The 24,689-nt window shown below is 67.9% G+C and carries 22 protein-coding genes and 10 pseudogenes; 15 read left to right on the forward strand and 17 right to left on the reverse strand.

The genetic code is table 11. The annotated features are described in order from the left end of the window. Nucleotides 1-99 precede the first annotated feature (99 nt). A pseudogene (locus ACFY0P_RS51110) lies at nucleotides 100-627 on the forward strand (transcriptional regulator); the annotation flags it as partial. A 137-nt stretch (nucleotides 628-764) separates the two neighbouring features. On the opposite strand, the gene ACFY0P_RS51115 reads toward ACFY0P_RS51110, so the two are convergent. The 7 genes and pseudogenes from ACFY0P_RS51115 to ACFY0P_RS51145 form a co-directional block, all read right to left on the reverse strand. Beyond that, entirely contained in the window at nucleotides 765-1,232 is a 468-nt protein-coding gene (locus ACFY0P_RS51115) for a hypothetical protein (RefSeq protein ID WP_388929359.1), read from the reverse strand. A 453-nt stretch (nucleotides 1,233-1,685) separates the two neighbouring features. Further along, the gene (locus ACFY0P_RS51120; RefSeq protein ID WP_388929360.1) at nucleotides 1,686-2,867 is read right to left on the reverse strand and encodes an LUD domain-containing protein; all 1,182 of its coding nucleotides are present in this window, start codon (nucleotides 2,865-2,867) and stop codon (nucleotides 1,686-1,688) included. After that, nucleotides 2,864-3,098: pseudogene (locus ACFY0P_RS51125) on the reverse strand (heterodisulfide reductase-related iron-sulfur binding cluster); the annotation flags it as partial. The gene ACFY0P_RS51120 and the pseudogene ACFY0P_RS51125, both read right to left, overlap by 4 nt. Before the next feature lie 74 nt (nucleotides 3,099-3,172). Beyond that, entirely contained in the window at nucleotides 3,173-4,180 is a 1,008-nt protein-coding gene (locus tag ACFY0P_RS51130) for an aldo/keto reductase (protein WP_388929361.1), read from the reverse strand. After that, nucleotides 4,177-4,935, reverse strand: a complete 759-nt coding sequence (locus ACFY0P_RS51135) for an SDR family NAD(P)-dependent oxidoreductase (RefSeq protein WP_388929362.1) — start codon at nucleotides 4,933-4,935, stop codon at nucleotides 4,177-4,179. Before ACFY0P_RS51135 ends, ACFY0P_RS51130 begins: the two co-directional genes overlap by 4 nt. A 29-nt stretch (nucleotides 4,936-4,964) precedes the next feature. Beyond that, entirely contained in the window at nucleotides 4,965-5,816 is an 852-nt protein-coding gene (locus ACFY0P_RS51140) for a fumarylacetoacetate hydrolase family protein (protein ID WP_388929363.1), read from the reverse strand. A gap of 123 nt (nucleotides 5,817-5,939) precedes the next feature. Next, nucleotides 5,940-6,053 (reverse strand): annotated as a pseudogene (locus tag ACFY0P_RS51145) (carbohydrate ABC transporter permease); the annotation flags it as partial. On the opposite strand from ACFY0P_RS51145, the gene ACFY0P_RS51150 reads away from it, so the two are divergent. Then, nucleotides 6,019-6,300 (forward strand): SDR family NAD(P)-dependent oxidoreductase, encoded by a 282-nt coding sequence (locus ACFY0P_RS51150; protein ID WP_388929364.1) that lies wholly within the window; start codon nucleotides 6,019-6,021, stop codon nucleotides 6,298-6,300. The pseudogene ACFY0P_RS51145 and the gene ACFY0P_RS51150 overlap by 35 nt on opposite strands. 86 nt (nucleotides 6,301-6,386) lie before the next feature. Here ACFY0P_RS51150 and ACFY0P_RS51155 read toward each other — a convergent pair whose 3' ends face one another. Next, a complete protein-coding gene (locus ACFY0P_RS51155; protein WP_388929365.1) occupies nucleotides 6,387-9,080 on the reverse strand; it encodes an RICIN domain-containing protein in 2,694 nt (897 codons plus the stop codon). Between the two features lie 596 nt (nucleotides 9,081-9,676). Here ACFY0P_RS51155 and ACFY0P_RS51160 point away from each other — a divergent pair. Next, nucleotides 9,677-10,608, forward strand: a pseudogene (locus ACFY0P_RS51160) (IS5 family transposase). Between the two features lie 190 nt (nucleotides 10,609-10,798). On the opposite strand, the gene ACFY0P_RS51165 reads toward ACFY0P_RS51160, so the two are convergent. From ACFY0P_RS51165 to ACFY0P_RS51180, 4 genes are all read right to left on the reverse strand, one after another. After that, on the reverse strand, nucleotides 10,799-10,972 hold the full coding sequence (locus ACFY0P_RS51165) for a DJ-1/PfpI family protein (protein WP_388929366.1): 174 nt from the start codon (nucleotides 10,970-10,972) through the stop codon (nucleotides 10,799-10,801). 346 nt (nucleotides 10,973-11,318) lie between these two features. After that, on the reverse strand, nucleotides 11,319-12,323 hold the full coding sequence (locus ACFY0P_RS51170; protein ID WP_388929367.1) for a GlxA family transcriptional regulator: 1,005 nt from the start codon (nucleotides 12,321-12,323) through the stop codon (nucleotides 11,319-11,321). Between the two features lie 232 nt (nucleotides 12,324-12,555). Next, nucleotides 12,556-13,134, reverse strand: coding sequence for a carbonic anhydrase (locus ACFY0P_RS51175; protein ID WP_388929368.1), 579 nt, complete (start codon nucleotides 13,132-13,134; stop codon nucleotides 12,556-12,558). 205 nt (nucleotides 13,135-13,339) lie between these two features. Beyond that, a complete protein-coding gene (locus ACFY0P_RS51180; protein ID WP_388929369.1) occupies nucleotides 13,340-13,597 on the reverse strand; it encodes a hypothetical protein in 258 nt (85 codons plus the stop codon). A gap of 42 nt (nucleotides 13,598-13,639) precedes the next feature. On the opposite strand from ACFY0P_RS51180, the gene ACFY0P_RS51185 reads away from it, so the two are divergent. From ACFY0P_RS51185 to ACFY0P_RS51195, 3 genes and pseudogenes are all read left to right on the forward strand, one after another. Continuing rightward, entirely contained in the window at nucleotides 13,640-14,008 is a 369-nt protein-coding gene (locus ACFY0P_RS51185; RefSeq protein ID WP_388929370.1) for a hypothetical protein, read from the forward strand. Nucleotides 14,009-14,267: 259 nt separating this feature from the next. Then, nucleotides 14,268-14,444: a hypothetical protein gene (locus ACFY0P_RS51190; RefSeq protein ID WP_388929371.1), complete on the forward strand. Its 177-nt coding sequence runs from the start codon at nucleotides 14,268-14,270 to the stop codon at nucleotides 14,442-14,444. Between the two features lie 64 nt (nucleotides 14,445-14,508). Beyond that, a pseudogene (locus tag ACFY0P_RS51195) lies at nucleotides 14,509-15,215 on the forward strand (IS5 family transposase); the annotation flags it as partial. Here ACFY0P_RS51195 and ACFY0P_RS51200 read toward each other — a convergent pair. Both ACFY0P_RS51200 and ACFY0P_RS51205 read right to left on the reverse strand, forming a co-directional pair. Further along, nucleotides 15,199-15,878, reverse strand: a pseudogene (locus ACFY0P_RS51200) (IS5 family transposase); the annotation flags it as partial. The pseudogenes ACFY0P_RS51195 and ACFY0P_RS51200 overlap by 17 nt on opposite strands. Before the next feature lie 36 nt (nucleotides 15,879-15,914). Continuing rightward, complete coding sequence (locus tag ACFY0P_RS51205) at nucleotides 15,915-16,169, reverse strand: DUF6332 family protein (protein ID WP_351720266.1); 255 nt, start codon at nucleotides 16,167-16,169, stop codon at nucleotides 15,915-15,917. Between the two features lie 817 nt (nucleotides 16,170-16,986). Between ACFY0P_RS51205 and ACFY0P_RS51210 the strand changes: the two genes are divergently transcribed. The 3 genes from ACFY0P_RS51210 (at nucleotide 16,987) to ACFY0P_RS51220 (ending at nucleotide 19,128) form a co-directional block, all read left to right on the forward strand. Then, nucleotides 16,987-17,886 carry an N-acyl homoserine lactonase family protein gene (locus ACFY0P_RS51210; protein WP_388929372.1) on the forward strand — a complete coding sequence of 300 codons (900 nt, stop codon included), beginning with the start codon at nucleotides 16,987-16,989 and terminating at the stop codon, nucleotides 17,884-17,886. Between the two features lie 121 nt (nucleotides 17,887-18,007). Beyond that, nucleotides 18,008-18,469 (forward strand): nuclear transport factor 2 family protein, encoded by a 462-nt coding sequence (locus ACFY0P_RS51215; protein WP_388929373.1) that lies wholly within the window; start codon nucleotides 18,008-18,010, stop codon nucleotides 18,467-18,469. 113 nt (nucleotides 18,470-18,582) lie between these two features. Beyond that, complete coding sequence (locus ACFY0P_RS51220; RefSeq protein WP_388929374.1) at nucleotides 18,583-19,128, forward strand: TetR/AcrR family transcriptional regulator; 546 nt, start codon at nucleotides 18,583-18,585, stop codon at nucleotides 19,126-19,128. A gap of 29 nt (nucleotides 19,129-19,157) precedes the next feature. On the opposite strand, the pseudogene ACFY0P_RS51225 reads toward ACFY0P_RS51220, so the two are convergent. Further along, nucleotides 19,158-19,262: pseudogene (locus tag ACFY0P_RS51225) on the reverse strand (transposase); the annotation flags it as partial. Between the two features lie 62 nt (nucleotides 19,263-19,324). Here ACFY0P_RS51225 and ACFY0P_RS51230 point away from each other — a divergent pair. Further along, nucleotides 19,325-19,777, forward strand: a pseudogene (locus tag ACFY0P_RS51230) (transposase); the annotation flags it as partial. Nucleotides 19,778-19,858: 81 nt separating this feature from the next. Here ACFY0P_RS51230 and ACFY0P_RS51235 read toward each other — a convergent pair. Together ACFY0P_RS51235 and ACFY0P_RS51240 are read right to left on the reverse strand one after the other, a co-directional pair. After that, a pseudogene (locus ACFY0P_RS51235) lies at nucleotides 19,859-20,137 on the reverse strand (MBL fold metallo-hydrolase); the annotation flags it as partial. A 7-nt stretch (nucleotides 20,138-20,144) separates the two neighbouring features. After that, on the reverse strand, nucleotides 20,145-20,351 hold the full coding sequence (locus ACFY0P_RS51240) for a carotenoid oxygenase family protein (protein ID WP_388929375.1): 207 nt from the start codon (nucleotides 20,349-20,351) through the stop codon (nucleotides 20,145-20,147). Between the two features lie 302 nt (nucleotides 20,352-20,653). Between ACFY0P_RS51240 and ACFY0P_RS51245 the strand changes: the two genes are divergently transcribed. The 5 genes and pseudogenes from ACFY0P_RS51245 to ACFY0P_RS51265 all read left to right on the forward strand — a co-directional run. Then, on the forward strand, nucleotides 20,654-20,992 hold the full coding sequence (locus tag ACFY0P_RS51245; RefSeq protein WP_361123478.1) for an antibiotic biosynthesis monooxygenase family protein: 339 nt from the start codon (nucleotides 20,654-20,656) through the stop codon (nucleotides 20,990-20,992). Further along, nucleotides 20,989-21,876 carry an NAD(P)-dependent oxidoreductase gene (locus ACFY0P_RS51250; protein ID WP_388929376.1) on the forward strand — a complete coding sequence of 296 codons (888 nt, stop codon included), beginning with the start codon at nucleotides 20,989-20,991 and terminating at the stop codon, nucleotides 21,874-21,876. The genes ACFY0P_RS51245 and ACFY0P_RS51250 overlap by 4 nt, the downstream gene beginning before the upstream one ends. Next, complete coding sequence (locus ACFY0P_RS51255) at nucleotides 21,873-22,754, forward strand: amidohydrolase family protein (protein WP_388929377.1); 882 nt, start codon at nucleotides 21,873-21,875, stop codon at nucleotides 22,752-22,754. Before ACFY0P_RS51250 ends, ACFY0P_RS51255 begins: the two co-directional genes overlap by 4 nt. Then, nucleotides 22,751-23,992 (forward strand): cytochrome P450, encoded by a 1,242-nt coding sequence (locus tag ACFY0P_RS51260; protein WP_388929378.1) that lies wholly within the window; start codon nucleotides 22,751-22,753, stop codon nucleotides 23,990-23,992. The genes ACFY0P_RS51255 and ACFY0P_RS51260 overlap by 4 nt, the downstream gene beginning before the upstream one ends. A 131-nt stretch (nucleotides 23,993-24,123) precedes the next feature. Next, nucleotides 24,124-24,689: pseudogene (locus tag ACFY0P_RS51265) on the forward strand (hypothetical protein); the annotation flags it as partial.

Below are 24,689 nucleotides of genomic sequence, written 5' to 3' on the forward strand. Positions count from 1 at the left end.
CTACGCCACGCCGCCCGCGACTGGCGAAGGCCCCTGACCGCCCTCGGCATCACCGGATGAAACCGGACAGACGTCGATCATGCAAAGGACCCTGCCCCCGCCTTTGTCCTGGGGCGGCGCACAGACGTCCTGGCGACGAACCGTATGGCGCGGCTTGTTCTGGCCGACTTTGACGCGATGCCGGTGCGTGAACGCAACGCGGTGCGGTGGATCATGCTCGACGAGACAGCCCGCGAGGTGTTCGCGCACAGCTGGGACCAGGTGGCAGCCGTGTTCGTCGGGACGCTACGGATGGATGCAGCGCGACATCCCAACGACGCCCGCACGGCAGAACTGGTCGGCGAACTGTCGATGAAGAGCGAGCCCTTCCGCCAGTGGTGGGCGGTACAGAAGGTTGTTCGGATCACTCACGACACCAAGGTGCTGCACCACCCAGTGGTAGGCGAACTGACCTTGCGCACGGAAGCTCTCACCTTCCCCGACGACCCCGACCAAACCCTCTTCACCTTCCTTACCGACCCCGGATCTGCCTCTGACGAAGCACTACGGATGCTCGCGTCCTGGACGACCGATGCACCCGCCCCTCACGAATCCAACGAGCGCCTCCCCAGAGGGGGCCAGCTCTAGCGGCTACGCCACCCTCATTCACTCACGCCGTCTTCTGCCCCGTGAAGAAACCGGCGAGGCGGCACCCACCTCCGAAACAGAGGCGAAGCCCTTCTGTCATTCGACAGCACAAGAGGACTGAGCCTGTTTGCACCGGCTCATACGGCGCGGCGCTGACCCGCTACCTGCACAGCGGGCGCTATTCGGTCGGCGAGGCGTTGCTGCACAGCCGCGTGCACGACCGGATCGGTGAGGTAGGCGCGCACTTGTTTGAGACCGGCGACGAGAGTGCGCAGGGCGACACCGGCGAAGAAGCGGGAGCGGCTAAGGGCGTTCAGGGCTCTCTGGACGGCGCCCGAGGTGCGGGCGAGGGTGCGGGCGCCGGGCGGCAGGACCGTCTCGTCGGTGCGGGCGGCCTCCGCCCAGAGTGCGAGCAGCAGGTCGCTCTCCAAACCCTCGGCGACATCGGAGGCGTCGAGGGGCGGGTCCTGCACAGCGAGGGTGCGGCCGACGAAGATACGGAACAGGTCTCCATAGAAGGCGCACTCAAGATCCGACTCCGGCAGCGGCGGGGCACCCGCACGGGTCAGCCCGTCGGCGAGCGCGGGATACCGGGCGGCGTGCAACTGCCGCTCTCCCGAATACTGTTGACCTATTCCGTGGACACTGACCAGTCGCGCCAAGACGCCCCCCCATACCGGTCGGCAAGGCGAGATCACTGTAGCAACGGCGAGCAGTGCGGGAGACGTTCACGACAGTTCAGTCCGACACTGTTGCCGGCTGGGCCCACAGCAGTTCGCAGGGCTGCCCGACAATTACCTCGCCGCCCGCCGGGCCGAGCCGAGCCGCACCAGTGCATCCGCCGATTCGGCGGCGATGGGTAAGACGCGGCGTAGGGCGGTATCGGGAGTGCGCTCCAGTGGGGTGGGAGGTCGGTGCTGGTGGCCAGGGTTGCATCGGGGCGCCAACGCGCACTTGGGTGTCGAACTCGACGGGGAAGAAGCCCAGCGGGATGCGCCGCACGGCAAGGGACTCGTCGAGGACGACGCCGGTGGCTGTGTGCCAGTCATCCGCCGGGCTTACCGCGCTGGTGCGGGCTCCGGCAACGGCTTCGCCGCGGCCGCCGTGGTCTCCGTCGTGGTCTCCGTCGTCGGCGAAGACCGACTCGACCCGCGCGAGGCCGCACGCCTCAGCGCGGTCTGGGTGTGCTGGTGCTGGTACCAGTCCATGGTCCGGGTGCCTTCCTCCTTGGCGAAGCCGGGTTTGACGCCTAGCCGTAGTCGGCCGGGCACGCCTTGCACCAACACCCTGTCAATGGTGAGGCGACGGGTACCACCCTGGCTGACCTGCCCTTTTGGGCGGTCGGCAATGCCGCAGTCGCTGACGTGCACGGCCAGCAGCCATCCTGACGAGGTGTACGGGCTCATCCGCTCGCCCGTGGACGAGCGGGGCAGCAGCCGGAGGAAGACGTCCAGGTCGGTGAAGGAGGGCAGGACCTTCTCGATGCCCATGACGGTGATCAGGGTCTCCGGCAGGGTCAGGCACATCCGCCCGTTGCCCTCCGACTCCACGACCACCACCGTTCCGGTGTCGGCAGCGGCGAAGTGGGCTCCGGAGACGGCCACCTTGGCCCGCAGGAATTTCTCCCGCAGATGGAGCCGGGCCGCTTCGGCCAGGTCGCGCGGGTCGTCGGTGAGTCCCTCGGCGGCGGGCCGGCCCCACTTGCCCATCTCCCGCCGGAAGATCTCGCGGATCTCGGAGCGGCCCCGGTGGATGGCCGGTACGAGGATGTGCGAGGGCCGGTCGCCGCCCAATTGCACGATCAGTTCGGCGAGATCGGTCTCGTACGCGCGGATGCCGGCCTCGGCGAGCGCCTCGTTGAGGCCGATCTCCTGGGTCGCCATCGACTTGGCCTTGACGATCTCGCTCTCGCCGGTCGCCCGCACCAGCCGCGTGACGATGGCGTTCGCCTCGGCTGCGTCCGCCGCCCAGTGGACCGTGCCGCCGGCGGCGGTCACCGTCTCCTCCAGCCGCAGGAGATGGCGATCGAGGTGGCGCAGGGTGCGGCGTTTGACGGCAGCCGCCGTCTCCCGCAGGTCCTCCCAGTCGTCGAGCTCGGCGGTGACCGCCAGCCTCCGGTCCCGGATGGTGCCGGTGGCCCGGCGCAGGTTCGCGCGCAGCCGGGTGTCGGCGAGCGCGGCGCGTGCCGCCTCGGGGAAGGACGGGGTGCCCAGCCATACGACGTTGTCGGCGCCGCTCACCGTAGGTTCCCTTCGGTGGAGGCCAGGATCTCGGCCAGGTGCATGGTGCCGACGCCGGTCCGCAGCCGGGACAGGCCGCCGCCGATGTGGGTGAGGCAGGAGTTGTCGCCCGCGCACAGGTATGCGGCGCCGGTGTCCAGGACATGGCGCATCTTGTCGGCCAGCATCGCGCTGGACACGGCCGGGTTCTTCGGCGCGAAGATGCCGCCGAAGCCCGCAGCAGGACTCGGCGGCGCGGACGGAGAGGTCCCACACGCGGTGGTGTGCGTCGATGACGCCCTCAGCGGTGCTCGTCTCCATGGCGGTCACCCCCACGACTGAGGTGCGGCGGCGGGGACGGGGACGTGCGGGGGCAGCAGCTCCTCGGCACGTAGTTCGTCCCAGAGCGCGGCCGGTACCGTCCGCCGCATCTGGTCCACCGTGTCCCGGACCTCCTCGGGGGAACGCGCGCCGGACAACACGCTCGCGACCGCCGGATGGCCGAGCGGGAAGCGCAGAGCGGCTGCGCGCAGCGGTACGCCGTGGCGGTCGGCGACCGCTTTCATGCGGAGGGCCCGGTCCAGTACATGGGGCGGGGTGGGCGCGTAGTCGTACATGGCCCCGGGTTTGGGGTTGGTGAGCAGACCCGAGTTGAACACTCCGCCGACGATGACACTCCTGCCACGGGCGGCGGCCTCCGGCAGTACCTCCGCGAGCCCCTCCTGATCCAGGAGGGTGTAGCGGCCGGCGAGCAGCACGACGTCGATGTCGGTCTCGCGCAGGAAGCGGGCGGGGAGCGCGCACTGGTTGACTCCGATGCCGATCGCCTTGACGACGCCTTCGGCGCGCAGCCGTTCCAGCGCCGGGTAGGCCTCGGTGAGGGCCTGCTCGGCGTGGTCGTCGGGGTCGTGGAGTAGGGCGATGTCCACCCGGTCCAGGCCGAGGCGGTCCAGGCTCGCTTCCAGGGAGCGCAGGACGCCGTCGGCGCTGAAGTCCCAGACGCGGCGGTGGGTGGCCGGGACGGCGAAGCCCTGGGCGAGGTCGTCGCCACGGCCGCCCTCCGGGCGGGGTTCGAGCAGCCGTCCGACCTTGGTGGAGAGGGTGTAGGTGTCACGGGGGCGGTTGCGCAGGGCGGCGCCGAGCCGCCGTTCCGACAGGCCGAGGCCGTAGTGGGGGGCGGTGTCGAAGGTGCGGATGCCGGCGTCCCAGGCCGCGTCCACCGTGGCGTGGGCGGCCTCGTCGGTGACCGGGTGGAAGAGGTTGCCGATGCCTGCACAGCCGAGCGCCAGTTCCGAGACCTCAACCGTGCTGCCGCCCAGCGTGGTGGTCCTCACGACCGGCCCTCGGGGCGCAGCCGCAGTCCTTGCATGCCGCCGTCCACCGCGAGCGACGTGCCGGTGACGGATGCCGCCGCCGGGCTCGCCAGGTAGACGATGGCGGCGGCAACCTCGTCGGCGGTGACCAGGCGTCCCATGGGCTGGCGGGCGTTGAGGGCGGCGCGCTCGGCCTCGGGGTCGTCCGCGGCGTCGAGGAGCCGGGAGACCCACGGGGTGTCGGCGGTGCCGGGGTTGACGCAGTTGACGCGGATGCCCTCGCGGACGTGGTCGGCGGCCATCGCGAGCGTCAGGGACAGGACCGCGCCCTTGCTGGCGCAGTACAGGGCGCGCTGCGGGAGTCCGGCGGTGGCGCCGATGGAGCAGGTGTTGACGATGGCCGCGTGGGAAGAGCGCCGCAGATACGGCAGCGCGGCACGGGTGATGCGGACCATGCCGAGGACGTTGACGTCGAGGACCCGGTGCCACTGCTCGTCGGGGTTGTCCTCGATGGTGCCGATGGCGCCCATGCCCGCGTTGTTCACGAGGATGTCCAGGCCGCCGAACCGCTCGGCGGCCTGTTCCACGGCGGCGCGCACCGACGCGTCGTCCGTGACGTCAGCCCGAAGACCGATCAGCGGTGCGGGGAGTTGGTCCGGGGCGAGGTCGAGGACGGCCACCCTGGCGCCGTGCTCGGCCAGCATCCGGGACGTGGCCAGCCCGATGCCGGACGCACCGCCGGTGACGACGGCTTTGAGCCCTGACAGGCCACTCATGCTCGGCAAGCTGCTCACAGGGATGCCTTTCACGCTTGGCCGAAGGTCTGGCGCTGGGCGCCGAGGCCGTCGACGGAGAGCTCGACGCTGTCGCCGGGGCGGAGATAGGGGGCGCCGGGGAGGCCGAGGGCCACGCCCGCCGGAGTACCGGTGTTGATCACGTCACCCGGCTCCAGGACCATGTACTGGCTCAGGTACGACACGATGTGGTCGACCGGGAAGACCATGTCGCTGGTGTGGCCCTCCTGCCGCTTCACGCCGTTGACACTCAGGTGCAGACCGAGGTCCTGCGGATCGCCCACCTCGTCGGCGGTCACCAACCACGGTCCGAGCGGGTTGAACGTCTCGCAGGACTTGCCCAGGTCCCACTGCGGCGAGTACTCCAGCTGGAACTCCCGCTCCGAGACGTCATGGCTGATCGCGTACCCCGCGATCACGGCCCGCGCGGCTTCCGGGCCGTCGAGGTAACGGGCCCGTCGTCCGATGACGACCGCCAGTTCGACCTCCCAGTCGGTCTTCACGGAGCCTCGGGGGATCAGCACCTCGTCGTAGGGGCCGATCACGGTGCCCGGGTCCTTCATGAACACCACCGGGCGCTCGGGGATCGCCGCGCGGGTCTCGGCGGCGTGGTCGCGGTAGTTCAGGCCGACGCAGACGATCTTGCCAGGGCGGGCGAGAGGGGCACCGATCCGCAGACCGTCCGGGTCCAGCTCGGGCAGACTTCCCGCCGCGACCTCCGACCGGGCCCGCTCGACACCGTCCGAGGCGAGGAAGGCGCCGTCGATGTCGGAGGTCACCGGGGACAGGTCGAGCAGCCGGCCGTCCTCCGTGCGGACCGCGGGACGCTCCTCGCCGGGCGCGCCGACTCGTAGAAGTTTCACTGGGCGTTTCCTTGCGGTGGGTGGTGGTCAGGTGGCTCGGGCGAGGGATGGGATGACCGTCACGGTGTGTCGGACTCACTCGGATGCCGGATCTCGGTCAGGTCCGCCCAGCTGCCCGGTGCCTCACTCCTTGGTCGCGCCGGCGAGCATGCCGGCCACGAGGGCGCTCTGGGAGAAGAGGAAGACGATCAGCACGGGGACGATGGTGACCAGGGTGGCCAGGGCCAGTTCGCGCCTGGCGGAGCGGGTGCGTGAGCACTTCGGAGAGCTGGACGTGGCCTTTTTGAACGCCGGCGTCTCGGACTGGCGGCCGTTCGAGGACCACACGGAGGAGAGTTTCGACCGGCTTTTCGACATCAATGTCAAGAGCGTCTTCTTCCTCACCCAGGCCCTGATAACCGGTGGCGATACGTGCGAGGCCCGCCGCCATCGCCTGCCCTTCACCCACCCCGACGTCGTCAACGTCAGCGGAATCCCCGTCTGAGAGCCATGCCGAAGGCGGGTACGGTGCGGCCGGAAAGCCTTCGCCTTCCGGCCACACCCGCCATCGTCCTGTGCTGGGTCACCCGGTCACTGGATCGTCCATGCCTGGTACGAGTGGTTCAGGGGCATCCACTGGCTGATGGCGGCTCCGTTCTCCGTCGATCCGGCACCCACCTCCAGGACCTGCTTGGTCTCGAAGTTGCGGATGAGGTATCCGCCACTGGTCGGCTCGAAATACCACAGCTGGTTGTTGCCGCCGTTGTAGGTGTACTGCTGCAGCGCGGTTCCCCTCCAGTGACTGGAGCCGTTGATGTCGAGGACCTTGCCGCTGTTCCTGTTCACGATCTTGTAGAGCTGACCGCTGACCGGGACGATGTTCCACTGCTGGTTGGTACCGCCGTTGCTCGGCCACTGGACGACGCTCCCGCCGTTGGCGGTGGAGTTCTGGTACACGTCCATCAGCTGGCCGCTGTTGACGTTCTTGATCGTGTAGTTCGTCGACGGGTCGGTGTTCGGCGTGCCGGTCGCGTCCTCCAACGCGCCGCCGGCCTGCTGGACACTGAAGTCGGCGATGAAGAAGTAGGCGCCGTCGGTCTTTGCGATGCGCAGGTAGCGGAACTTCTGGCGGACGTCGATGTTGCCCGTGAGTGTGGAGGCGAGCGGCAGGGTGGTGGCGTCCTGGCGTCCCAGTACGGTGTAGGTGGCGAAGGACGGGTCGTTGGAGCCACGGATCTCGAACTGGCTGCGCGTCTCAGGCTGGTCGAGGTCCTGGCGCGTCGTCAGGGAGTACTGGCCGAGCTGGTAGGCCTGCCCGAGGTCGACCTGCCACCAGGCCGAGGTGTCGCTGCCGGTCGGCGACCAGCCGGTCGAGCCGTTGTTGTCGACGGCGTTGGAGGCCGGCGTCCAGGAACCGTAGACCGACGACGAGGATGCCGGCTTGTTGTAGGCGAGGTTGATCTTGGCTGCCAGCCCCTGGTAGGCGGACTCCAGACCGGATGCCTTGATCACCAAGTCACCGGACGTCGTGTTGTTGGTGAGCGTGACGTTGGTTCCGTTGCGGTTCTGATTGATGAATCCGTCGGTGTGCGACAGCACGTTGTTCGAGACGGTCATGTTGTCCGACCCCTCGTCCAGGTAGATCCCGCTGACCGCGGAAGTGCAGGCGGCCGGTCCCCGCACCACGTCGTGGATGTAGTTGCCGTTGATGACCGTGCCCGGGTCGTTGGACAGGTGGTAGATACCGGCGGAGTCGCACAGCCGGTTCATCACGTTGCCGATGCGGTTGTAGCTGATGCTGTTGTTGCCTTCGGCGTTGGCGGCGGCCTGCCAGCCCCAGCCGAGTGAGATGGCGGCCCATGGGGTGTCGCTGATGTCGTTGTGGTCGATGGTGGTGCTGTTGACGAAGCCCGCGTCGATGCCCGCGGTGCCCGGATAGTCCTCACCGATGCGGGTGATCAGGTTGTTCTTGACGGTGACGTTCTTGACCACCTCCCGGGCGTCCTCACCGGCCGGTGACGTGGGCGGGTTGTAGACGGTGTGGTACTCCACGGTCGGGTCGGAGAACTTGCCGACCATGATTCCGTTGCCGGCGATGTCGGAGATGAGGTTGCCGGTCACCGTACTGTCGTGCACGCCGTGGGACAGGTCCAGGGCGCTGGCGCCCATCTGCGTGAAGGTGTTGCCGGTGAAGGAGACGCGGTCGGCGTCCGCGGCCTGGACCCCGGCCGGCGGACGGCCGACGTACTGGTGGTTGGAGGTGTCGGCGGAGAGGTTGTAGTTGCCGCCCTGGGCGTTGAGGTAGCCGTTGTTCGTCGCTTCCATCCAGGTGGTCTGGGTGAAGGTGATCCCGGAGAAGCGCAGGTCGTGGGCGGGACTGTCGAGGCTCGTGCCCTTGATGTCGAAGAGCGTGGGCAGCGTGGGTGCCTGCACGGTGGCCGTGGACATGTCCTCGCCGGGGCGGGGCTTGTAGTAGACGGTCTGCGCGGCCGTGTCGACGTAGAACTCGCCCGGTTCGTTGAGGAACTCGTGGGCGTTCTCGAAGTGCAGCGGCGAGCCGTCGGCGAGGATCGGGAAGGGCCGCTGGAACAGGATGCCCGCCTCGTGGTCCTGGATCGACACGTTGGCGGTGCCGTTGCTGGAGCTGATCGACTTCAGCCGCAGGTAGCTCTCGCCCCACTGCGTTTCCAGCATCATCTCGACCTGGCTGAGGTTGTTCCAGTTGGAGACCTGTGAGCTGAGCAACTTCAGCAGCTTGTTGGTCTTGTCGCTGCCATCCAGCTGGAAGTCCGAGCCGATGTCGGGGTAGCGGGCCCGGGTGGCGCGGACCCCGTTGACGTACAGCTGCCGGAAGTTGAGGCTGCCCACGGTCGCCTTGTACTCGCCGTTGGCAGCCGCGCTCCAGCCGGTGATCGCCTTGCCGCCGGTGATCATCGGGGTCTCGCCGTTGTACGCCTGGTAGACGACCGTGTGGCCGTTCGTGCCCGAGTCGCTGGTGCCGAAGCTGATCGGGCTGGTGAGGGGGTAGGTGCCGCCGCGCAGGTTCACCACGATGTCGTCGGACATGTTCGCGTTCACGGCTCGGACCGCGGCCTGGGCGGCCTGGATGGTCTTGAACGCCGCGCCAGTGCTGGTTCCCGAGTTGCTGTCACTGCCGTTGACAGGGTCGATGTAGAAGTTCGTCGTGGCCGCGTAGGCGGGCGTAGCGGGCAGCACGGCCGCGAAGACGGCAGCCGCCGCTGCGAGCGCCGTGACGGTCCCCGCGCCGAGGCGTGGAGGTCTCATCTGTGGTGTCCTTCCTGGAACCCCCGCTGGTTGCCATGAGTTGCATTTATCAGGGCATGCAGGCACTCCGGTCAAGACGATAGGCAGATCTATTTTTTGATGACGTAACGCCGATGGCATATGGACCAACTGGGCCGGCACCACTCGGGTCACCTCTGACGGAGCCATCATCCCAGGTAGAAGGACATCAAGCCGGAACGGTCATCCGCCGACCCACCCCTTCCAATCCCCCGCCAAACTGGTCGCCGTGAAATGAGTAGTACTCATTTGGAATCCATTCGCGGTCGATATCTCGCACAGCACGCGGGACGCTGAACGACCGCGCCCGGCCTGTGCCGAGCCGCTTTCGCTGAGGTCCAAGCACAGTCCGACATCACCGGCTTCGCTGTATTGAGCCATTCGGGAACCTTCAACGGCCACCTCGCCGCCGCAGCTGCCGGCGCTGTCGCGCTCCAGCACCTCGACGCCTCCGCGATCGACCGGGACGGAACTGTTCGACGAACTGAGCCTGGCTTCCGTGCCGTCGAGGCGGCGCGACTAGGCGCTGTTTCTCGGATCTCCTGTCGTGGGTGGGGTGTTGGGGTCAGGCTGGCGGCATGGGCCGTGGGGATCTGACCAATGCGGAGTGGGATCGGCTGGAGTCGTTCTTGCCTCGTGGTGGTGTGCGTGGGGGCCGGTGGAGTGATCACCGTCGGGTGATCAACGGGGTCCTCTACCGGGTGCGGACGGGCGTGCAGTGGCGGGACCTGCCGGAGCGGTTCGGGCCGTGGGAGACCGTCTATAAACGGCATCGCCGCTGGTCAGCAGATGGAACATGGGCGATGCTGCTGTCGAAGGTCCAGGCTGCCGAGGACGCTGCGGGCCAGATCGACTGGGACGTGTCGGTGGACTCAACAGCAGTGCGGGCTCACCAGCATGCCGCCGGCGCGAGGAAAGCGCCGCCGGCCGCGGTTGTCCAAAAGGGGGCCGTGCGGGGGACAAACCCGGCCGATCCGGTCCTGCGGAAACTGGCCGCCCGGCTGGAGGAGGTGGTCAGATCGGCGAATGCCTGGGACGCTCCCGCGGAGGCTTCACCACCAAAATCCACCTCGCCGCGGAGGGGCGATGCCGACCCCTCGCCCTCGTCCTGACACCCGGACACTACGGTGACGGCCCCCAGCTGGAGCGTGTACTGGCGCAGGTATCCGTGCCCCGCACCGGAGTCGGACGGCCTCGCACCCGCCCCGACCATGTCCTGGCAGACAAGGCCTACACGTCCCGAAGCAACCGCCGGTACCTGCGACGACGTGGAATCCGGCACACCATCCCCGAACGTCTCGACCAGCAAAAGCACCGCCGCAACCGCGGCTCTCGCGGCGGGCGTCCGACGGGCTTCGACAGCGAGCACTACAAGAAACGCAACACCGTCGAACGCGCGATCAACCGGTTGAAGGGCTTCCGCGCCGTCGCCACCCGCTACGAGAAACGCGCCTACACCTACCTCGGCACCGTCACACTCGCAGCACTCCTGATCTGGCTCCGCACATGATCCGAGAAACAGCGCCTAGATCCCGCGCCTGGGTGTTCGCCGCCGCTGAGCCCATGTCGATGCGGATCAGATGCAGGCACAGGTCGATCCCTGCCGTGACGCCGGCGGACGTGAGGATGTCACCGTCGTCCACATAGAACTGGTTCGGCCGGACGTCGACGTGCGGGTAGCGCCTGCGCAACTGCTCGGCCTACCGCCAGTGCGTGGTGGCCGGGCGTCCGTCGAGCAGTCCGGCCGCGGCCAGGACGAAGGCCGTGGTGCAGATGGAGACGAGTCGGGCGCCCCGGGCGTGAGCCGCCCGCAGCGCCCTCAGGGTGTCGGGCGCCGGCGTGGCGTCGATGTCGTCGCAACCCGGGATGATCACCGTGTCGGCGTCGTGGAGCGCTTCGGCCGGCGGTGACGGTGACCGCAAATCCGGACCAGGGTACGGATCCGGGACCGCTCTCCGCGCATACGGTCAGCGCGTAGTGCGGGTCCGTCGAGAAGATCTGCGTCACGGCGCCGAACTCGAGCCCGAGAACACCGGGCAGTACGAGCACTGTCACGCGATGCCTGTTTGTCATGTATCCCTTCTGCAGCCATGGTTGACGTCCGTGCCGCATCTTGCCCGCGAGGAGCTCTCGTGGCGTCGCATCGCCCGGCTCCCTCCGCTGGGAGACCTGCAAAGTGGCGCGCGGAGCGATGGCAGTCGGTTGGTCCACGCCGGGCGGTCAGTCCTGGTGGAGCTGCCCGAACCGGCTGCGATAGTCCTGAGGAGACACACCCAGGGCTTTGACGAACGCGCGTCGCATACGCTCGTCGTCACCGAAACCCGTTCGTCTCGCGACGACACGCACGGGATCACGTGTCGCCTCAAGAAGGCGTCTTGCGGCTTCAAGTCGGAGCTTCTCGACGGCTCGTGCCGGGCTCTCGCCGGTTTCGCGCAGGTAGACGCGTGCGAAGTTCCGGGGGCTCATATGGGCGGCATCGGCGAGTGCCGGTACGGACAGATCGGCGTCGAGATTCGCGCGGATCCAGTCGTGCAGGTCGTCGAACCGGCCTCGTACGTCCTGCATCTGCTGTCGCAGTTCGATGCTGAACTGCGCCTGCCCTCCGGGCCTCTTGAGGAAGAGCACCATGGCCCGTGCGACATTGAGGGCCGTTTCGCGGCCGAGGTCATTCTCGATCATTGCCAGCACCATGTCGATTCCCGCCGACACACCGGCTGACGTCCAGATCCGGCCCGACGTGACGAAGAGGGCGTCCGGATCCACCTTGATGGCGGGGTGCTCGCTCTCAAGTTGGCGGCAGAACGCCCAGTGGGTGGTTGCTTCCCGGCCGTCGAGCACGCCGAGTTCGGCGAGGACGAACGCTCCGGTGCAGATGGAGCCGAGTCGGCGCGGCTGGGCGAGGTGCTCGGCCAGGCAGGAACGCAGTGATTCCGTCGAAGCCGGAGGCAGTCTCAAGTCGCCGCCCGACACCAGCAGGGTGTCGACGCCTTGGAGGGCGGCATCATCCAACCGTGAGGTCTCCAGCCGCACGCCTGTGTCGGTGGTGACGGCTCTGCCGTCCTCAGAGGCGAGGACGACGTCATAGGCGGGACGGCCGCCGAGGAGATTCGCTTCGCTGAACGCTTGCAGCGGGCCGGCAATATCCATGAGTTTTGCGCCGTCATAGGCGACCAGAACGATCTTCCGAGCGGCCGCAATCTGATCTTTGGCAGTTTTCAAGGGCATGCCCAATTTTATGCCACAGCCTTGCGGACCATCCGCGACGGGCACGCCTGCCGCGGCGCCATAGAGACCGGGTTCGCGCCGCAACGGCCCCACCGGCGCCGCAGGACACCTCCCGGGGAGGCATGCCGCGCCCGTCCGTCGCCCGGTCGGAAGACGGAGCCGCGGCAGCCCCGGGAGGATCCCTGCGTACGCCTGCCAAGGTCAGGTCGGATCACCGCAGGTAGGGCGACGCTTACGCGGGTACGTCCCGCGCGATTTCGGTGAGCTCGCCGGTGTTCATCTCGTAGAAGAACCCGAAGAGCCTGGTGGACTTCGGCACCGCGGGGTGACTGCGGAGCAGGGCGAGGTCATGCTTGATCGACTCGTCGAAGTCCGGAATGGTCAAGTCGTCCCGACTGAAGACATCCGAGATGTCGACGCTGTGCTCGTCGCGGTACCGGTTGATGAGCTGGTCCGGCCTGAATGCCGTCGCACCGCAGAACGAATGGTGCACCACCACCACGGTCTCGAAGTGGAACAGGTAGTCCATGGTGGCGACCGCCTGCAGCGCGTCGACCGCCCGCCCACCGGCGTTCGCCAGGGGGAACAGCGTGCGCGTGTGGCCGACTCGATTGCCGTTCTCGTCGAGGATGTTCTCGCCCGGGAAGACCTCGTCCCCGAAGTGTTTGGCCACGGCCTCAGGAATTTCAGCCGCTCGCGGGTCGAAGCAGTGAACGACCATGGTCTTCATAGGGATCGCCTCGTTGAATCCCTGGAAGTTTTCCTGGTCGAACCACGGCTGGTTGCGAAATTCGTACGCGCTGAGATCCATCTCTTTTTCCTCACTTAACGGGTATGTGATCGGGCATGCCGGCCTTTCGCGAGATGGCATCCCTGCAGAAGCCGCCTCACGTGAGGGCCGGGTGATTGTGCGGATTGTCTAGTTCAGTGCTGGTGCCGCAGACCGTGGTCGCCCCGGCCGCAAGGCGGCGACCGGAAATGAGTGGTGGATCGCGACAGCACGGCCGGGCGACGTCCTATTCGTCGAACGGGGCCCAGTCCAGGACGGCTGTCGCGTCGGCGATGGGGATCGGCGACCGGTTGTGGGCGACGCGCGTGCAGATGTGTACCCAGTGGTGGTACGGCTGCTTGGTGTCGACCTCGTGGTTCAGCAGCTCGTTGAAGACCCGCTTGAAGTGGAGCCGGGGATAGCGCCGGAGCACCTCGGCGACGTCGGCCGGGTCCAGTGTCGCGTGCTGGGCCCCGGAGACGTCGTAGTCCAGTCCGAGTTGCATGAGGCGACTGGTGTCACCCCGGAACGGATTAAAGTCCCACGTGTGAAGCGCAATGTTGTCCCAGATGTGTTGCGCCCGCTCAGCCGAGACGCCGTTTTCGACGAGAAAGGAACGTGCCGCACCGGCGCCTTCGATCTCGAATCGATGAGGACCCAGAGCGTGCTCCGTCAGACCGAGGTCATGCAGTACCGTCGAGAGGAACATCAGCTCACTGTCCACCTCCGTCCCCTCCTGCTGGGCAAAGAGTTCGGCGAACCAGTAACACCGCATGACGTGATTGAAGAGAGCGTCGCTGGATACGCGCCGCGCGAGTTCCTCGGCCTGGCGGGCGATATCGCTGTCCGGCGCGGTGATATCGGCTATCACGGTGATTCCCTTCTCTTGCTATGGCGTAGTTCCGACGTTAAGTGACCAGCTGGTTGGCTGCAATGACATACATACCTCGAATCCTGCCACCTGCTGGATGCGGTCGATTCCACGGTGGTGAAGGTGCCGGCCTGCCGACGTCGAGCCCGCTCCGCGCCGACGTCCGGCTCGGCGAATTCCCTGCCCTGCGGGATGGCCGTCCGGACCGTTCACGACGCCATCGCGCGACATGTGGCACGGCTGTGGCGGTAGTTGGCATCCGTGCCACTTTTCGCCCCGCGAGCAGCTTCGTAACGTCACCTCCATGACCACGACTTCATCCGCCCTCCCGCACGGACTGTCCGGTGACCTACTCGCGCTGCCTCCCGGGCCGCTGGCCGAGGCGAGTCTCGCCGCGGCGCGGGCCGCGATGCACCCGTCCGTGCTGAATCACTGCATCCGCGGCTTCTGCTGGTCCCGTCTGTTCGCCGCGCAGAACTGATCGTTTCAATATGAGTTGAGCCCATGCTCTTGCAGCGATCGATCCTGGTCGGCACCCTGTGCCGGTGCCCGTCGATCTTGTTCCTGATGATCTCTGGCAGCGGGTGGCGCCGCTGCTGCCACCCGTTCCTGAGCGTCGTCATCGCTACCCTGGACGCCCGCGTGTGCCGGACCAGGCGGCGCTTGCGGGCGTGCTGTACGTGCTGCGGACCGGTGTTGCCTGGCGTGACGTGCCGGCGAAGACCGTGGGCTGCTCCGGAGTCACGGCCTGGCGCAAGCTGCGGGACTGGACCGAGGCCGGTGTGTGGCCGCGTCTGCACGCCGCCCTGCTCACCGAACTACGCCGAGCGAACCTGCTGGACCTGGATGACTGCGCCGTCGACGGCTCACACATCCGGGCCCTGAGAGGGGGGACCACGTCGGCCCCTCGCCCGTCGACCGCGGCCGCCCCGGCTCCAAGCACCATGTGATCGTCGACCGCCACGGCATCCCCCCGGCCGTCACACTCACCGGAGGCAACCGCCACGACGTCACCCCACTGCTGCCGCTACTGGACGCCGTCCCGTTGGTACGGGGCCCGCGGGGACGCCCTCGTCGCAAGCCCCGGCGCTTGTACGCCGACCGAGGCTACGGCTACGACAACTACCGCCACCTGCTGTGGAAACGCGGCATCAAGCCGATGATCACCCGACGCGGCGTCGCCCACGGAAGCGGCCTGGGCAAGGTCCACTGGGTGGTCGAGCGCGCCTTGTGCGCCACGAGGCGCGTTCGATGGTCCAGCGGTGTCGCCCGAGTCGCTGTGAGCTCTCGATGCCCTTACTGGTGATGCGGTGGCGGATGCCGCGCTGAGACAGCCATTGCCGCAGGTGGCGATAGTCGTAGCCCTTGTCGGCGTGAAGCTTGTCAGGCTTGCGTCGGCGGGACCGGATGGGCGGTATGCCCTTCACGAGCGGGACCAGGGCCTGGCTGTCGTGAACGTGGGCGCCGGAGATTCCAACCGACAGGGGCAGACCGGTCCGCTCGGTGATCAGATGGATCTTCGAGCCGAACTTGCCCCGGTCGACAGGATTCGGACCCGTCAGGTCCCCCTTTTCAGGGCTCGGATGTTCACCGAGTCGATCGGGCAGCGGGATCAGTCCAGCTCGCCGCGGGCACCGATTTCGTCGAGGACTAGACGGTGGAGCTTGGCCCATACTCTGGCCTTCGTCCACTCGGTGAACCTGCGGTGGGCTGTCGCAACGGACCGCCCGAACGACGCTGCAGGCAGCTGCTGCCACGTACAGCCGGACGTCGCCACGAACACGATCGCGGCCAGCACCTCCCGGTCACCATGGCGGCGCCGGCCACCACCCTGTGGCCGCGACGGAGCCTCCGGAACCACCCGCTGGAACAACTGCCACAGCTCATCCGGCACCAGCCGCTCAATGATCCCCACGTCGGCAGGCTACCGACCTCGAAGAGAGGCCGGCAGTCAACGGCCCATCCGGCGCTGCTCGTCGAACCGAAGCAGCACCCGTACCAGGCGCCACACTCCGGCCGTCGCTCCGAGCAATGCACCCCCCACCAACACGCCCTTCCTCACCGAACCGGAGATGTCAAAGACCAGTGCGAGAGACAGAGCGACGGCGAAGACCGCCGCAGCCAGTGCGACGGCAGTCACCAGGGCGAAAACGATCTCCACCGTCATTGCGTCCTTCTCCCACCGCGACTCCCGCCCCATGTCCATGCTGCAAGTCTCACACCACGGTCAAGCCATGGCGCCTGGGCCGGGCAGCCTCGCTCTCACACTCGAAGGCACGCTCGCCAATTGAGATGACTTCTTAACCACGCAGTCGAGAACGCATCCTCGCACCACACAAACGTCGGACCAAGCGCGTCATTCTGAAATGGTCAGTTAGTACTCCAGTGCGACTTCGTGATCTACCCGGTTGCAGGAGGGGCAAGTCGTCGCCGGTAGTGGTTTCGGCGGGCTGTCGCCTGATGGCGTCTGCGCCAGGTTGACCAGTGCAGCAGCCTGCGCGGGGACACGGGGGGCGGGTTCAGCAGGGCGCCGAGCAGGTGTCGGCGTCTTCGACGTCCAATTCGCCGTACTCGCCGGCGCTCGCATGATCGGCACCGCTTCGGAGAGCACCTCCGACTTCCTTCGGCGCCTGGGCGCCGGCCCCGTCGCCTACGGCCCCGGCCCGGAGGTCTGTGCGCGCGGTGGCGCCCCACGGCGTGAGCGCGGCTGCCGATCTGCACGGCACCGAGGCGGCGGAGGCCCCTGCGCCGCGTCCGGCAGCGGCGGCCCCTGCAACCGCGACACACACGGTCGCGATTCTGTCCGGCATCGGCGCACGCCTGGCCCTGCTTGACTATCCGGACCACTGATCCATATATTCGGATCAGTGGTCCGGTTTATTGGACCACTGATCCGTTACGAGAGTCCCCGCATGCGGGAAGGAGGAACCCCACGCACGACGAGGGCGATCAGGGTCCACCTGCGCGGCGGCCCCGAAGCCCTGCGTGACGACGGGGTGCCGCTTCCCCAGCTCGCGGACAACATGCTCGACCCCGTTTCCGCCGCAGGAGCGCGAAACAGGACCACTTCCAGGAGCGGGAACCAGCCCCTCCTGCATGTCCCGGAAAGACGCCAGCCAATGACGAACACCACGACCGCCAACTCCGCAGGACAGACCCCTGTCCGGATCTACACGCTCGACGGTGGACTCACCGTGTTCCAGCAGGGAAGCATCATGTCGGACACGGGCGAGTTCCAGGACCGGCCTGTCCTGATGCCCACCCCGGCCTTTCTCATTCAGCACGGAAACCGCTGGCTGCTGTGGGACACCGGCAACGGTGACCGCATCGCCGACCTGCCGGGCGGCTCGGAGCTCAAGTTCGGCGGGCGGTTCTCGGTGAGCCGCACGCTCAAGGACCAGCTGGCAGAGCTGGGGCTGGACCCCGACGACATCGAGTTCGTCGCGCTCTCTCACCTTCACCAGGACCACACTGGCAACGTCGGGCTCTTCCCCCAGGCGACCTTCCTCGTCTCGGCCGCGGAACTCGCGTTTGCGCGCCAGATCCCGACTCCGTTCGGCATCGACGGCGAGGCGACCGAGCTGCTCAACCGCTTCAAGGTTGATGCCCTGGACTTCGATCACGACGTCTTCGGCGACGGGAGCGTCACCATTCTCAGGGCGCCGGGCCACACCCCGGGCTCGCTCGTTCTCCTCGTCAAGCTCGAGAACTCCGGAGCGGTGCTGCTGTCGGGCGACCTCTTCCACCTGCGCGAGAACTACGAGAAGCAGTTGGTGCCGGTCCCGAATGCGAGCCGCGCCGACACGCTGGCCTCGTTCGACCGGTTCGCAAAGATCGTGGCGAACACCAACGCCCGCGTCGTGGTTCAGCACGACCCGGGTGACTTCGCCGGCATGCCGACCTTCCCGAAGTACCTCGACTGAGCCACCAGACGCAGGGATCCGACCCTGCCCGCGCCCAGGTCGGGCGTAGGAAGGCCCGCGGGTGCTCCGGTGCCGCCCGCGGGCCGACTCATCAGAACCCACTCACTCAAGGAGAATCCCGATGACCGATCTGGCTCAACTGACCGACCGCATCGCCATCATCGAACTGGTCGACAGCATTTTCGACCACGTCGATGCGAAGGAATGGGAAGCCGCGGAAGCGCTGTTCACGGACAAGGTCCAGGTCGACTTCTCCGGCCTTGCGGACAGCACAGCGCAAGAAACCACGAACGTTGATCTCGTCGGCGGCTGGCGCGCAGGCATGCACGCCAAGAAGTCGAGCTACCACTTTGTCGGCCACCACCGCGTCAAGATAACCGGCGACGAGGCGTCCGTGAAGGTCAAGGGCTACACCTACAACCTCCTGGACGCCTCACTCGGCAGCAGGATGTGGGAGGTCTGGGGCCACTACGAGTTCGCCGTCCGCCGCATCTCCGACGGCTGGAGGGCGACCGGCATGACCTTCACCGCGCTCCACACACGCGGCGACAACACAGTCCGGACGCACACCCTGGACTCGTAGCGGCAACACGCCGGCGGCCCCACGGACAAGCAGGAGCAGTGGCCCGAAGACGCCGAGCACTTCCAGCCGGGTACGCTTACTGGACCACTGATCCGGAAAATCGGGAGAGGTAGATGCGGGTCGACGCACAAAAGAACCGTGACCACCTGCTCGTAGTTGCGCGCACCGTCATCACCGAGCATGGCGCCGAGGCATCGCTTCGCGACATCGCGCGCAAGGCCGGCGTGGGGCTCGCCACGCTGCTCCGTCACTTCCCCACACGCGAGGCGCTGCTCGACGCCCTGCTCCGCTCCAGCTTCGACGAGCTGACGGTCAGGGCAGGCGAGCTCGAAACGTCAAGCGCGCCCGAAGACGCTCTCGTTTCGTGGCTACGCGATTGCGTCGCGGTGGCACGCGAATACCGGGGCGCCACGGAGTTGATGGCGGCAGCACTGGAGGACAGCGAGTCCGCTCTCCATGTTTCCTGCGTCACCATGCGAGCGGCCGGCACGGGACTCCTCGACCGTGCTCAGGCCGCGGGCACAGCGCGGGTCGACATCGATGGCACCGATCTGTTCGCGCTGGTAGCCGCGCTGGCGTGGATGGGCGATCAACCCTCGTTCGCGCCACGCGCCGATCACCTCCTCGATGTCGTCGCGAGCGCGATCCTGACCAGTTGACAAGCGCCGAGAGCAGCGAAGCCGAAGGAGGAATGCGGCATCGTGCGCGCTGCGTCGGCCATGACGTATGCGTCTCTCGCGTCAGTCTTGGCCTCGCCGGGATACCGGTCCGCGATCCGACGCGTCGCCAGCCCAGACTCATGACGATCATGCGGTGGCCGCGGGCCACAGCATAGACGGCGCCCGTTGGCGGGCGATGTTCGACCAGGCCATGGCCCGGATCGGGGGCCGGTTCAAGCGGGTGGAGCCGCGGGCGACGGCCCGCGCGTTCGTGCTTGGCCGGCTATCCGGTGTCGAGCGCAAGAACTGCTGGCGGCTGGCCGAGCAGGCCGGTCACGTCCGACCTGGGCCGATGCAGCGGCTGCTGCGAACCGCGCGCTGGGACGCGGATGCGGTACGCGACGACATCCGCGCCTACGTCCTCGACCACCTCGGCGCCAACGACGGCGTCCTGATCGTGGACGAGACAGGCTTCCTGAAGAAGGGCACCGCCTCGGCGGGCGTGCAGCGGCAGTACACCGGCGCCGCCGGCCGGATCGAGAACACTCAGGTGGGGGTCTTCCTCGCCTACGCCTCCAGCAGGGGACGGGCGTTGATCGACCGTCGGCTCTACCTGCCCGACGCCTCCTGGTGCCGGGACGCCGAGCGCCGCACACGTGACCCGCGGCAGGTCGGGATGGACCACGGCATGCAGTTCTCCATGCACCTCGACGTGGATGCCTTCGATATCGAAGGTGTCCCCGTCGCCCACCACGGTGACCCGGCCGCCGCCGAGCCCGGCGAGCTGGTCCGCCACGGATCGGTTGGCCCAGATCCGCAGGCCGGGGTCGGCTTCGGCCGCCGCGCGCAGTGCAGGCTCGGCGAAGTGGTCCACATGCTCGTGGGTCACGAGCACGGCATGGGCACCGTCGAGCGCGTGCGGGTCGGAGTAACTGCCGGGGTCGATGGCGATGACAACGCCGTCTCGCTCCAGCCGGACGCAGGCGTGGCCGCACCTGGTGAGTCGCATGTCCTTCTCACTTTCCCAGTTCGCCGGCGGGCACCCAGGTGCCGTGGAAGCCGTACCTGAGCCGGAAGGGGATCTTCACGGTGGCGATCGGGCCGGCGGCGATGTCGAGGGCGTCCAGGACGACCAGGTCGTGCCGCATCTGGTCGCACCGGCCGACCAACGCCAGCAGATAGCCCTCGCCCTCGTCGGCATCCGCCGACTTCGGTACGAACACCGGCTCCTCGGGGGCTCCATGCTCGCCAGGCGGCCGGGCGACCGTGTCGGCCGCCGCCTGGCGGCGTCCGGGCGCTGGTCGCGATCTGTGCACCACCAGCGGACGAAGAACCCGCTGACGTCGCCTCGCCGACGAAGCCGGGAGTCCTGCACACACCCCCTCGTCACTCACCCGGACAGAGCAATCACGGACCGTGATTCCCTTGTCCCCATTGGCCCGTCCCCCATTCGGAGTTGCGTCCGCACGGGGGACATGAGGCCGTGGGAGTCGTGTCCTGCTGGATCTCACCCTCAGGAGGAGACATGGGCACGAGGAACAACGGCCAGCCGGCCGACAAGCTGAGCGTCGTCTTCACCGTCCGAGTGATCGAGGGCGGCGAGCAGGGATTCCTGGATCTGTACGACCAACTTCGCAAGTCCGTCGCCCGGACCCCCGGCCACATCGTCGAGAGGCTGGGAGCACCCGTGGACGACTCCAGGCAGTGGGTCATCACCAGCGAGTGGCAGACGGCCGAGCACTTCTTCGCCTGGCAGCAAAGCGCGGAGCACCGCGCACTGGTGGCTCCGCTGCGTCAGTGGGTCGACTCGACCCAGTCGCTGCGGTTCCGAGTCGTCAAGGAGACCAAGGGAGTGACGTCATGACGCGCACCGCCAACGGCCCCGTCGCCGTACTCGGGCTCGGCACGATGGGCACGGGCCTGGCCACCCGCCTCCTCGACCGGGGAACACAGGTCCGGGTCTGGAACCGTACCCCGGAGCGGGCTGAACCTCTTGCCGCGGCAGGTGCCTTCGTCGCCCGGCACCCCGCCGAAGCCGTCGCGGGCACGAGCGCCGCCATCTGCGTCGTCGCCGACGGCGAAGCCCTCGGCTCCGTGCTGCACGGCCCCGACGGCATCCTCTCCAAGAGCCCCTACCCCGGGGTCCTCGTCTGCGCCAGCACCGTCTCCCCCGAAGAGGTCCTCCAGATCGCCGGGGACATCCCCTCGGTCGTGGACGTCGGCATGCTCGGCAACCGCGACCACGCCCGTGACGGCGAGCTCCGGCTCTTCGTCGGCGGCGCGGAAGAGGCGTTCAACGCCTGCCGCCCGCTGCTGGAGGCGCTGGGCAAGGAGGTCGTCCATCTGGGCGCACTCGGTTCCGGCATGCGGATGAAACTGTGCCTCAACGTCCTGATGGGCATCGAGGTGCAGGCCCTGGCCGAGGTCACCGAACTGGCGACCGCCTGCGGCCTCGACCGGCAGTCGGTCCTCAGGACCGTCGCGGGCAGCGGCTTCGCCTCTCCGGTCATGGCGTTCAAGTCGAGGCGCCTGGGTTCCGGCCGTTTCGAAGAGCCGGACTTCCGGCTGCGGCTGATGGCGAAAGACCTCATGCTCGCTACCAAACAGGCGGCGGCAGTCGGCCTGAGTCTGCCGCTCGCGACCGCCGCGGCAGAGACCCACGTCCGTGCCACCGAGCAGGGACTGGGCGACCAGGACTGTGCCGCGGTCACCCGCGCACTCACACCGAAACCGGGCAGCGACACGTGATCATCGACATCCACGGGCATCTCTCCCCGCCGGAAGCGGCCGAACGCTTCCCCATGCCTCCGAGCCTGACCGACGTCGACGGCATGCTCGCCGCTCGCGCCGAGGCCGGCATCGACCTCACCATCATCGGCAGCCCCGTCGGCGCCGGAGCGATGGCGCGGGTACCGGGCGTGGACAACTACGCGCAACCACGAGACCGGCTGCGCAGTTTCCACGCCTGGATGTCGGGGCTGATCGCCAGGTTCCCCGACCGGTTGCGCGGCTATGTGTACGCCAACCCGTTCGGCGACGACGATCACCTCGAAGGGGTGCGGGAGACCCTGGCGGACCCGGCCTTCGTCGGCCTGATCACCACGTCCAGCGTCCACGGGGAGTTGCTCGGCTCCCCCCGGGCCGACTCCTTCTTCGCGCTGGCCGCGGGGGTGGGCGTGCCGGTCCTGGTGCACGCCCCGGCCGAACCGGTCGGCACGGAACAGGTCGACGAGATCGGCTTCGTCGAGCAGATCGGCCGGTTCGGCGACGTCACCATGGGCATGGCCATGATCGCGTTCGCGGGGTGGCTGGACAAGTACCCGGATCTACGGCTGATCGGCGCGACCGGCGGCGGCGCGATGGCGCTGCTGCCGGAGCGCCTGCAGGCGGCGGCGCTGCAGCGCATGTACGTCGACACGAGCCCGTTCAGTCCGGCGCACCTGAGCCTGAACGCGGAGGTGCTGGGGCCCGAGCGGATGCTGTTCGGCACCGACTCACCACCGCTGGCCGTGCCGCTGGCGGAGCAGATCCGCATGATCGAGAAGCTGCCGGTCGACAGGGCGTCGCAGCAGCTCATCCTCGGCGGCAACGCCGAGGCTCTCTTCGACCTCAGGAGTCGCCCGTGACCACCACGCAAGAGGCCGTCACCGCGGCCGAACGCTGCATCCCGGAGTTCCGTCGGGACCCCCACACGGTCTACGCCCATCTCCGCGACGCGGCCCCGGTCTGCCCCATGCGACCGCCGCACGGCAACGAGACGTACCTCATCACCCGGTACGAGGACGCGCGGGCCGCCCTGGCGGATCCGCGGTTGAGCAAGGACATGTACGGGGCCTTGGACGCCTACCGGAGGATCTTCGGTGACTCGTCCGTCGCGCTGGACGACAACATGCTCAACTCCGACGCGCCCAAGCACACGCGGCTGCGCAGGCTGGTCAGCTCCGCGTTCACCCCACGGCGGGTGGAGGCTCTGCGGCCGAAGATCCAGGACATCGTCCGGGGCCTGCTCGACGAGTGCCCGACCCGGGAGCCCTTCGACCTGTTGCCGGCGTTCGCGTTCCCGCTGCCGATCGTCGTGATCTGCGATCTGCTCGGTGTACCGCCCCAGGAGCGGTCGCAGATGCAGAACCTGTCCTCCACAGTGGCTCAGAGCGGCTTCGACGAGGAGGCCAAGCGGGCCCAGCAGAAGGCGGAGGAGGACCTGCACGCGTACTTCTCCGATCTCATCGCCGCCAAGCGGAGGCGTCCGGGTGACGATCTCCTGAGCGCGCTCACCGCGGTCCGGGACCACGACGGCGGGCTGACCGAGAACGAGCTGGTCTCCACGGCGTTCCTGCTGATGCTCGCGGGTCACAAGACGACCGCGTACCTGATCGGCAACGCCGTGCATCACCTCCTGTCCCATCCCGAACAGCTGCGCGCGGTGCGGGAGAACGGGGAGCTGATGCGTGCCGCGGTCGAGGAACTGGTGCGCTACGACGGCTCCGTGGAGAGCGCGACGTTCCGTTACGCGACCGAGGACGTGGAGTACAGCGGGACCCGGATTCCCAAGGGCGCCCTGGTCCAGGTCGCGCTCAGTTCGGCCAACCGCGATCCGCTGAAGTTCAACGCCCCGGACGAGTTGAACGTGATGCGTCCGGGCAACGCGCAGGACGCGCATCTCGGGTTCGGGCACGGCAGCCACTACTGCCTGGGAGCCCCGCTGGCCCGGCTGGAGATGCAGCTGGCGCTCACCGCCCTGTTCGACCGGTTCCCGCGGATGACCTTGGCCGACCCCCGCGCCGAAGCTCGGTGGCTTGAGGTTCCCTTCCCGGCCTTCCGCGGCCTCGCGGAGCTTCCGGTCGTGCTCGATCCTGACGGGTGACCGACGCACTCTCCTTCGGGGTCCAGGTACCACCATGAACTGGCCGGCTCCCCGGGGCTGGTGTGGGCATCCACCCGCCGGAGTCGTTCGGACGCATCCATCACCTGCCGAAAGAGCGCCTGGCCGCGGTCATGGACGGCCTGCGCAAACGCGGACTCATCGACACCCACGGCCACTTCACCGACGCCGGCCGCGCGACCAAACAACGCATCGAAACCCTCACCGACGAACTCGCCGCCCCGCCCTACGACGCCCAAGGCCCTGGACGGCGCGGTGCTGGAGCTGAGCTCTGGGCGTCGTTGATCCGGACGGTCCAGCCTCCCTGGTTGCCCTTGCGGACCTCCGCGCTCGGGGCGGCGGTCGTGAGGGTCGTGAGGAAGGCGTCGGCGATGAAGGTGAAGGAGGCCGTGGCGGCCTCGAACAGGGCCTTGCGGCGGTCGGCCTCGGTGGCGTGTGCCGAAACCCGGCGATCGGCTTCGACTTGGCGCGCGACCGCGCCCTTGTTGGCCGCCGCGAGCACGGCCAACCCGCCCGACAGTGCGGCGGCGCGGATCTGCTGCAGCCGGGCGAGCACGTTGCCCGCGGCTGGGCGTGCCTGGCGCGCCTTAGACGCAGTCTCATTTGGCGAGTCTGCGGTAGCAGATGAGGCTGCAGGCGATGGCGGTGAATGCCAGGAAGTGGTCGGCCTTGCGTTCGT

Source organism: Streptomyces sp. NPDC001714 (assembly GCF_042892755.1).
Classification (GTDB): Bacteria; Actinomycetota; Actinomycetes; order Streptomycetales; family Streptomycetaceae; genus Streptomyces.

What these genes read in the sequence shown, in the direction of transcription:
- ACFY0P_RS51135 (WP_388929362.1), bottom strand. Translation starts at nt 4,935, where the DNA reads ATGAGTGGCCTGTCAGGGCTCAAAGCCGTCGTCACCGGCGGTGCGTCC.
- ACFY0P_RS51150 (WP_388929364.1), top strand. Translation starts at nt 6,019, where the DNA reads ATGGTGACCAGGGTGGCCAGGGCCAGTTCGCGCCTGGCGGAGCGGGTG.
- ACFY0P_RS51155 (WP_388929365.1), bottom strand. Translation starts at nt 9,080, where the DNA reads ATGAGACCTCCACGCCTCGGCGCGGGGACCGTCACGGCGCTCGCAGCG.
- ACFY0P_RS51170 (WP_388929367.1), bottom strand. Translation starts at nt 12,323, where the DNA reads ATGCCCTTGAAAACTGCCAAAGATCAGATTGCGGCCGCTCGGAAGATC.
- ACFY0P_RS51175 (WP_388929368.1), bottom strand. Translation starts at nt 13,134, where the DNA reads ATGGATCTCAGCGCGTACGAATTTCGCAACCAGCCGTGGTTCGACCAG.
- ACFY0P_RS51180 (WP_388929369.1), bottom strand. Translation starts at nt 13,597, where the DNA reads ATGCAACTCGGACTGGACTACGACGTCTCCGGGGCCCAGCACGCGACA.
- ACFY0P_RS51190 (WP_388929371.1), top strand. Translation starts at nt 14,268, where the DNA reads ATGACCACGACTTCATCCGCCCTCCCGCACGGACTGTCCGGTGACCTA.
- ACFY0P_RS51205 (WP_351720266.1), bottom strand. Translation starts at nt 16,169, where the DNA reads ATGGACATGGGGCGGGAGTCGCGGTGGGAGAAGGACGCAATGACGGTG.
- ACFY0P_RS51210 (WP_388929372.1), top strand. Translation starts at nt 16,987, where the DNA reads ATGCTCGACCCCGTTTCCGCCGCAGGAGCGCGAAACAGGACCACTTCC.
- ACFY0P_RS51215 (WP_388929373.1), top strand. Translation starts at nt 18,008, where the DNA reads ATGACCGATCTGGCTCAACTGACCGACCGCATCGCCATCATCGAACTG.
- ACFY0P_RS51220 (WP_388929374.1), top strand. Translation starts at nt 18,583, where the DNA reads ATGCGGGTCGACGCACAAAAGAACCGTGACCACCTGCTCGTAGTTGCG.
- ACFY0P_RS51245 (WP_361123478.1), top strand. Translation starts at nt 20,654, where the DNA reads ATGGGCACGAGGAACAACGGCCAGCCGGCCGACAAGCTGAGCGTCGTC.
- ACFY0P_RS51250 (WP_388929376.1), top strand. Translation starts at nt 20,989, where the DNA reads ATGACGCGCACCGCCAACGGCCCCGTCGCCGTACTCGGGCTCGGCACG.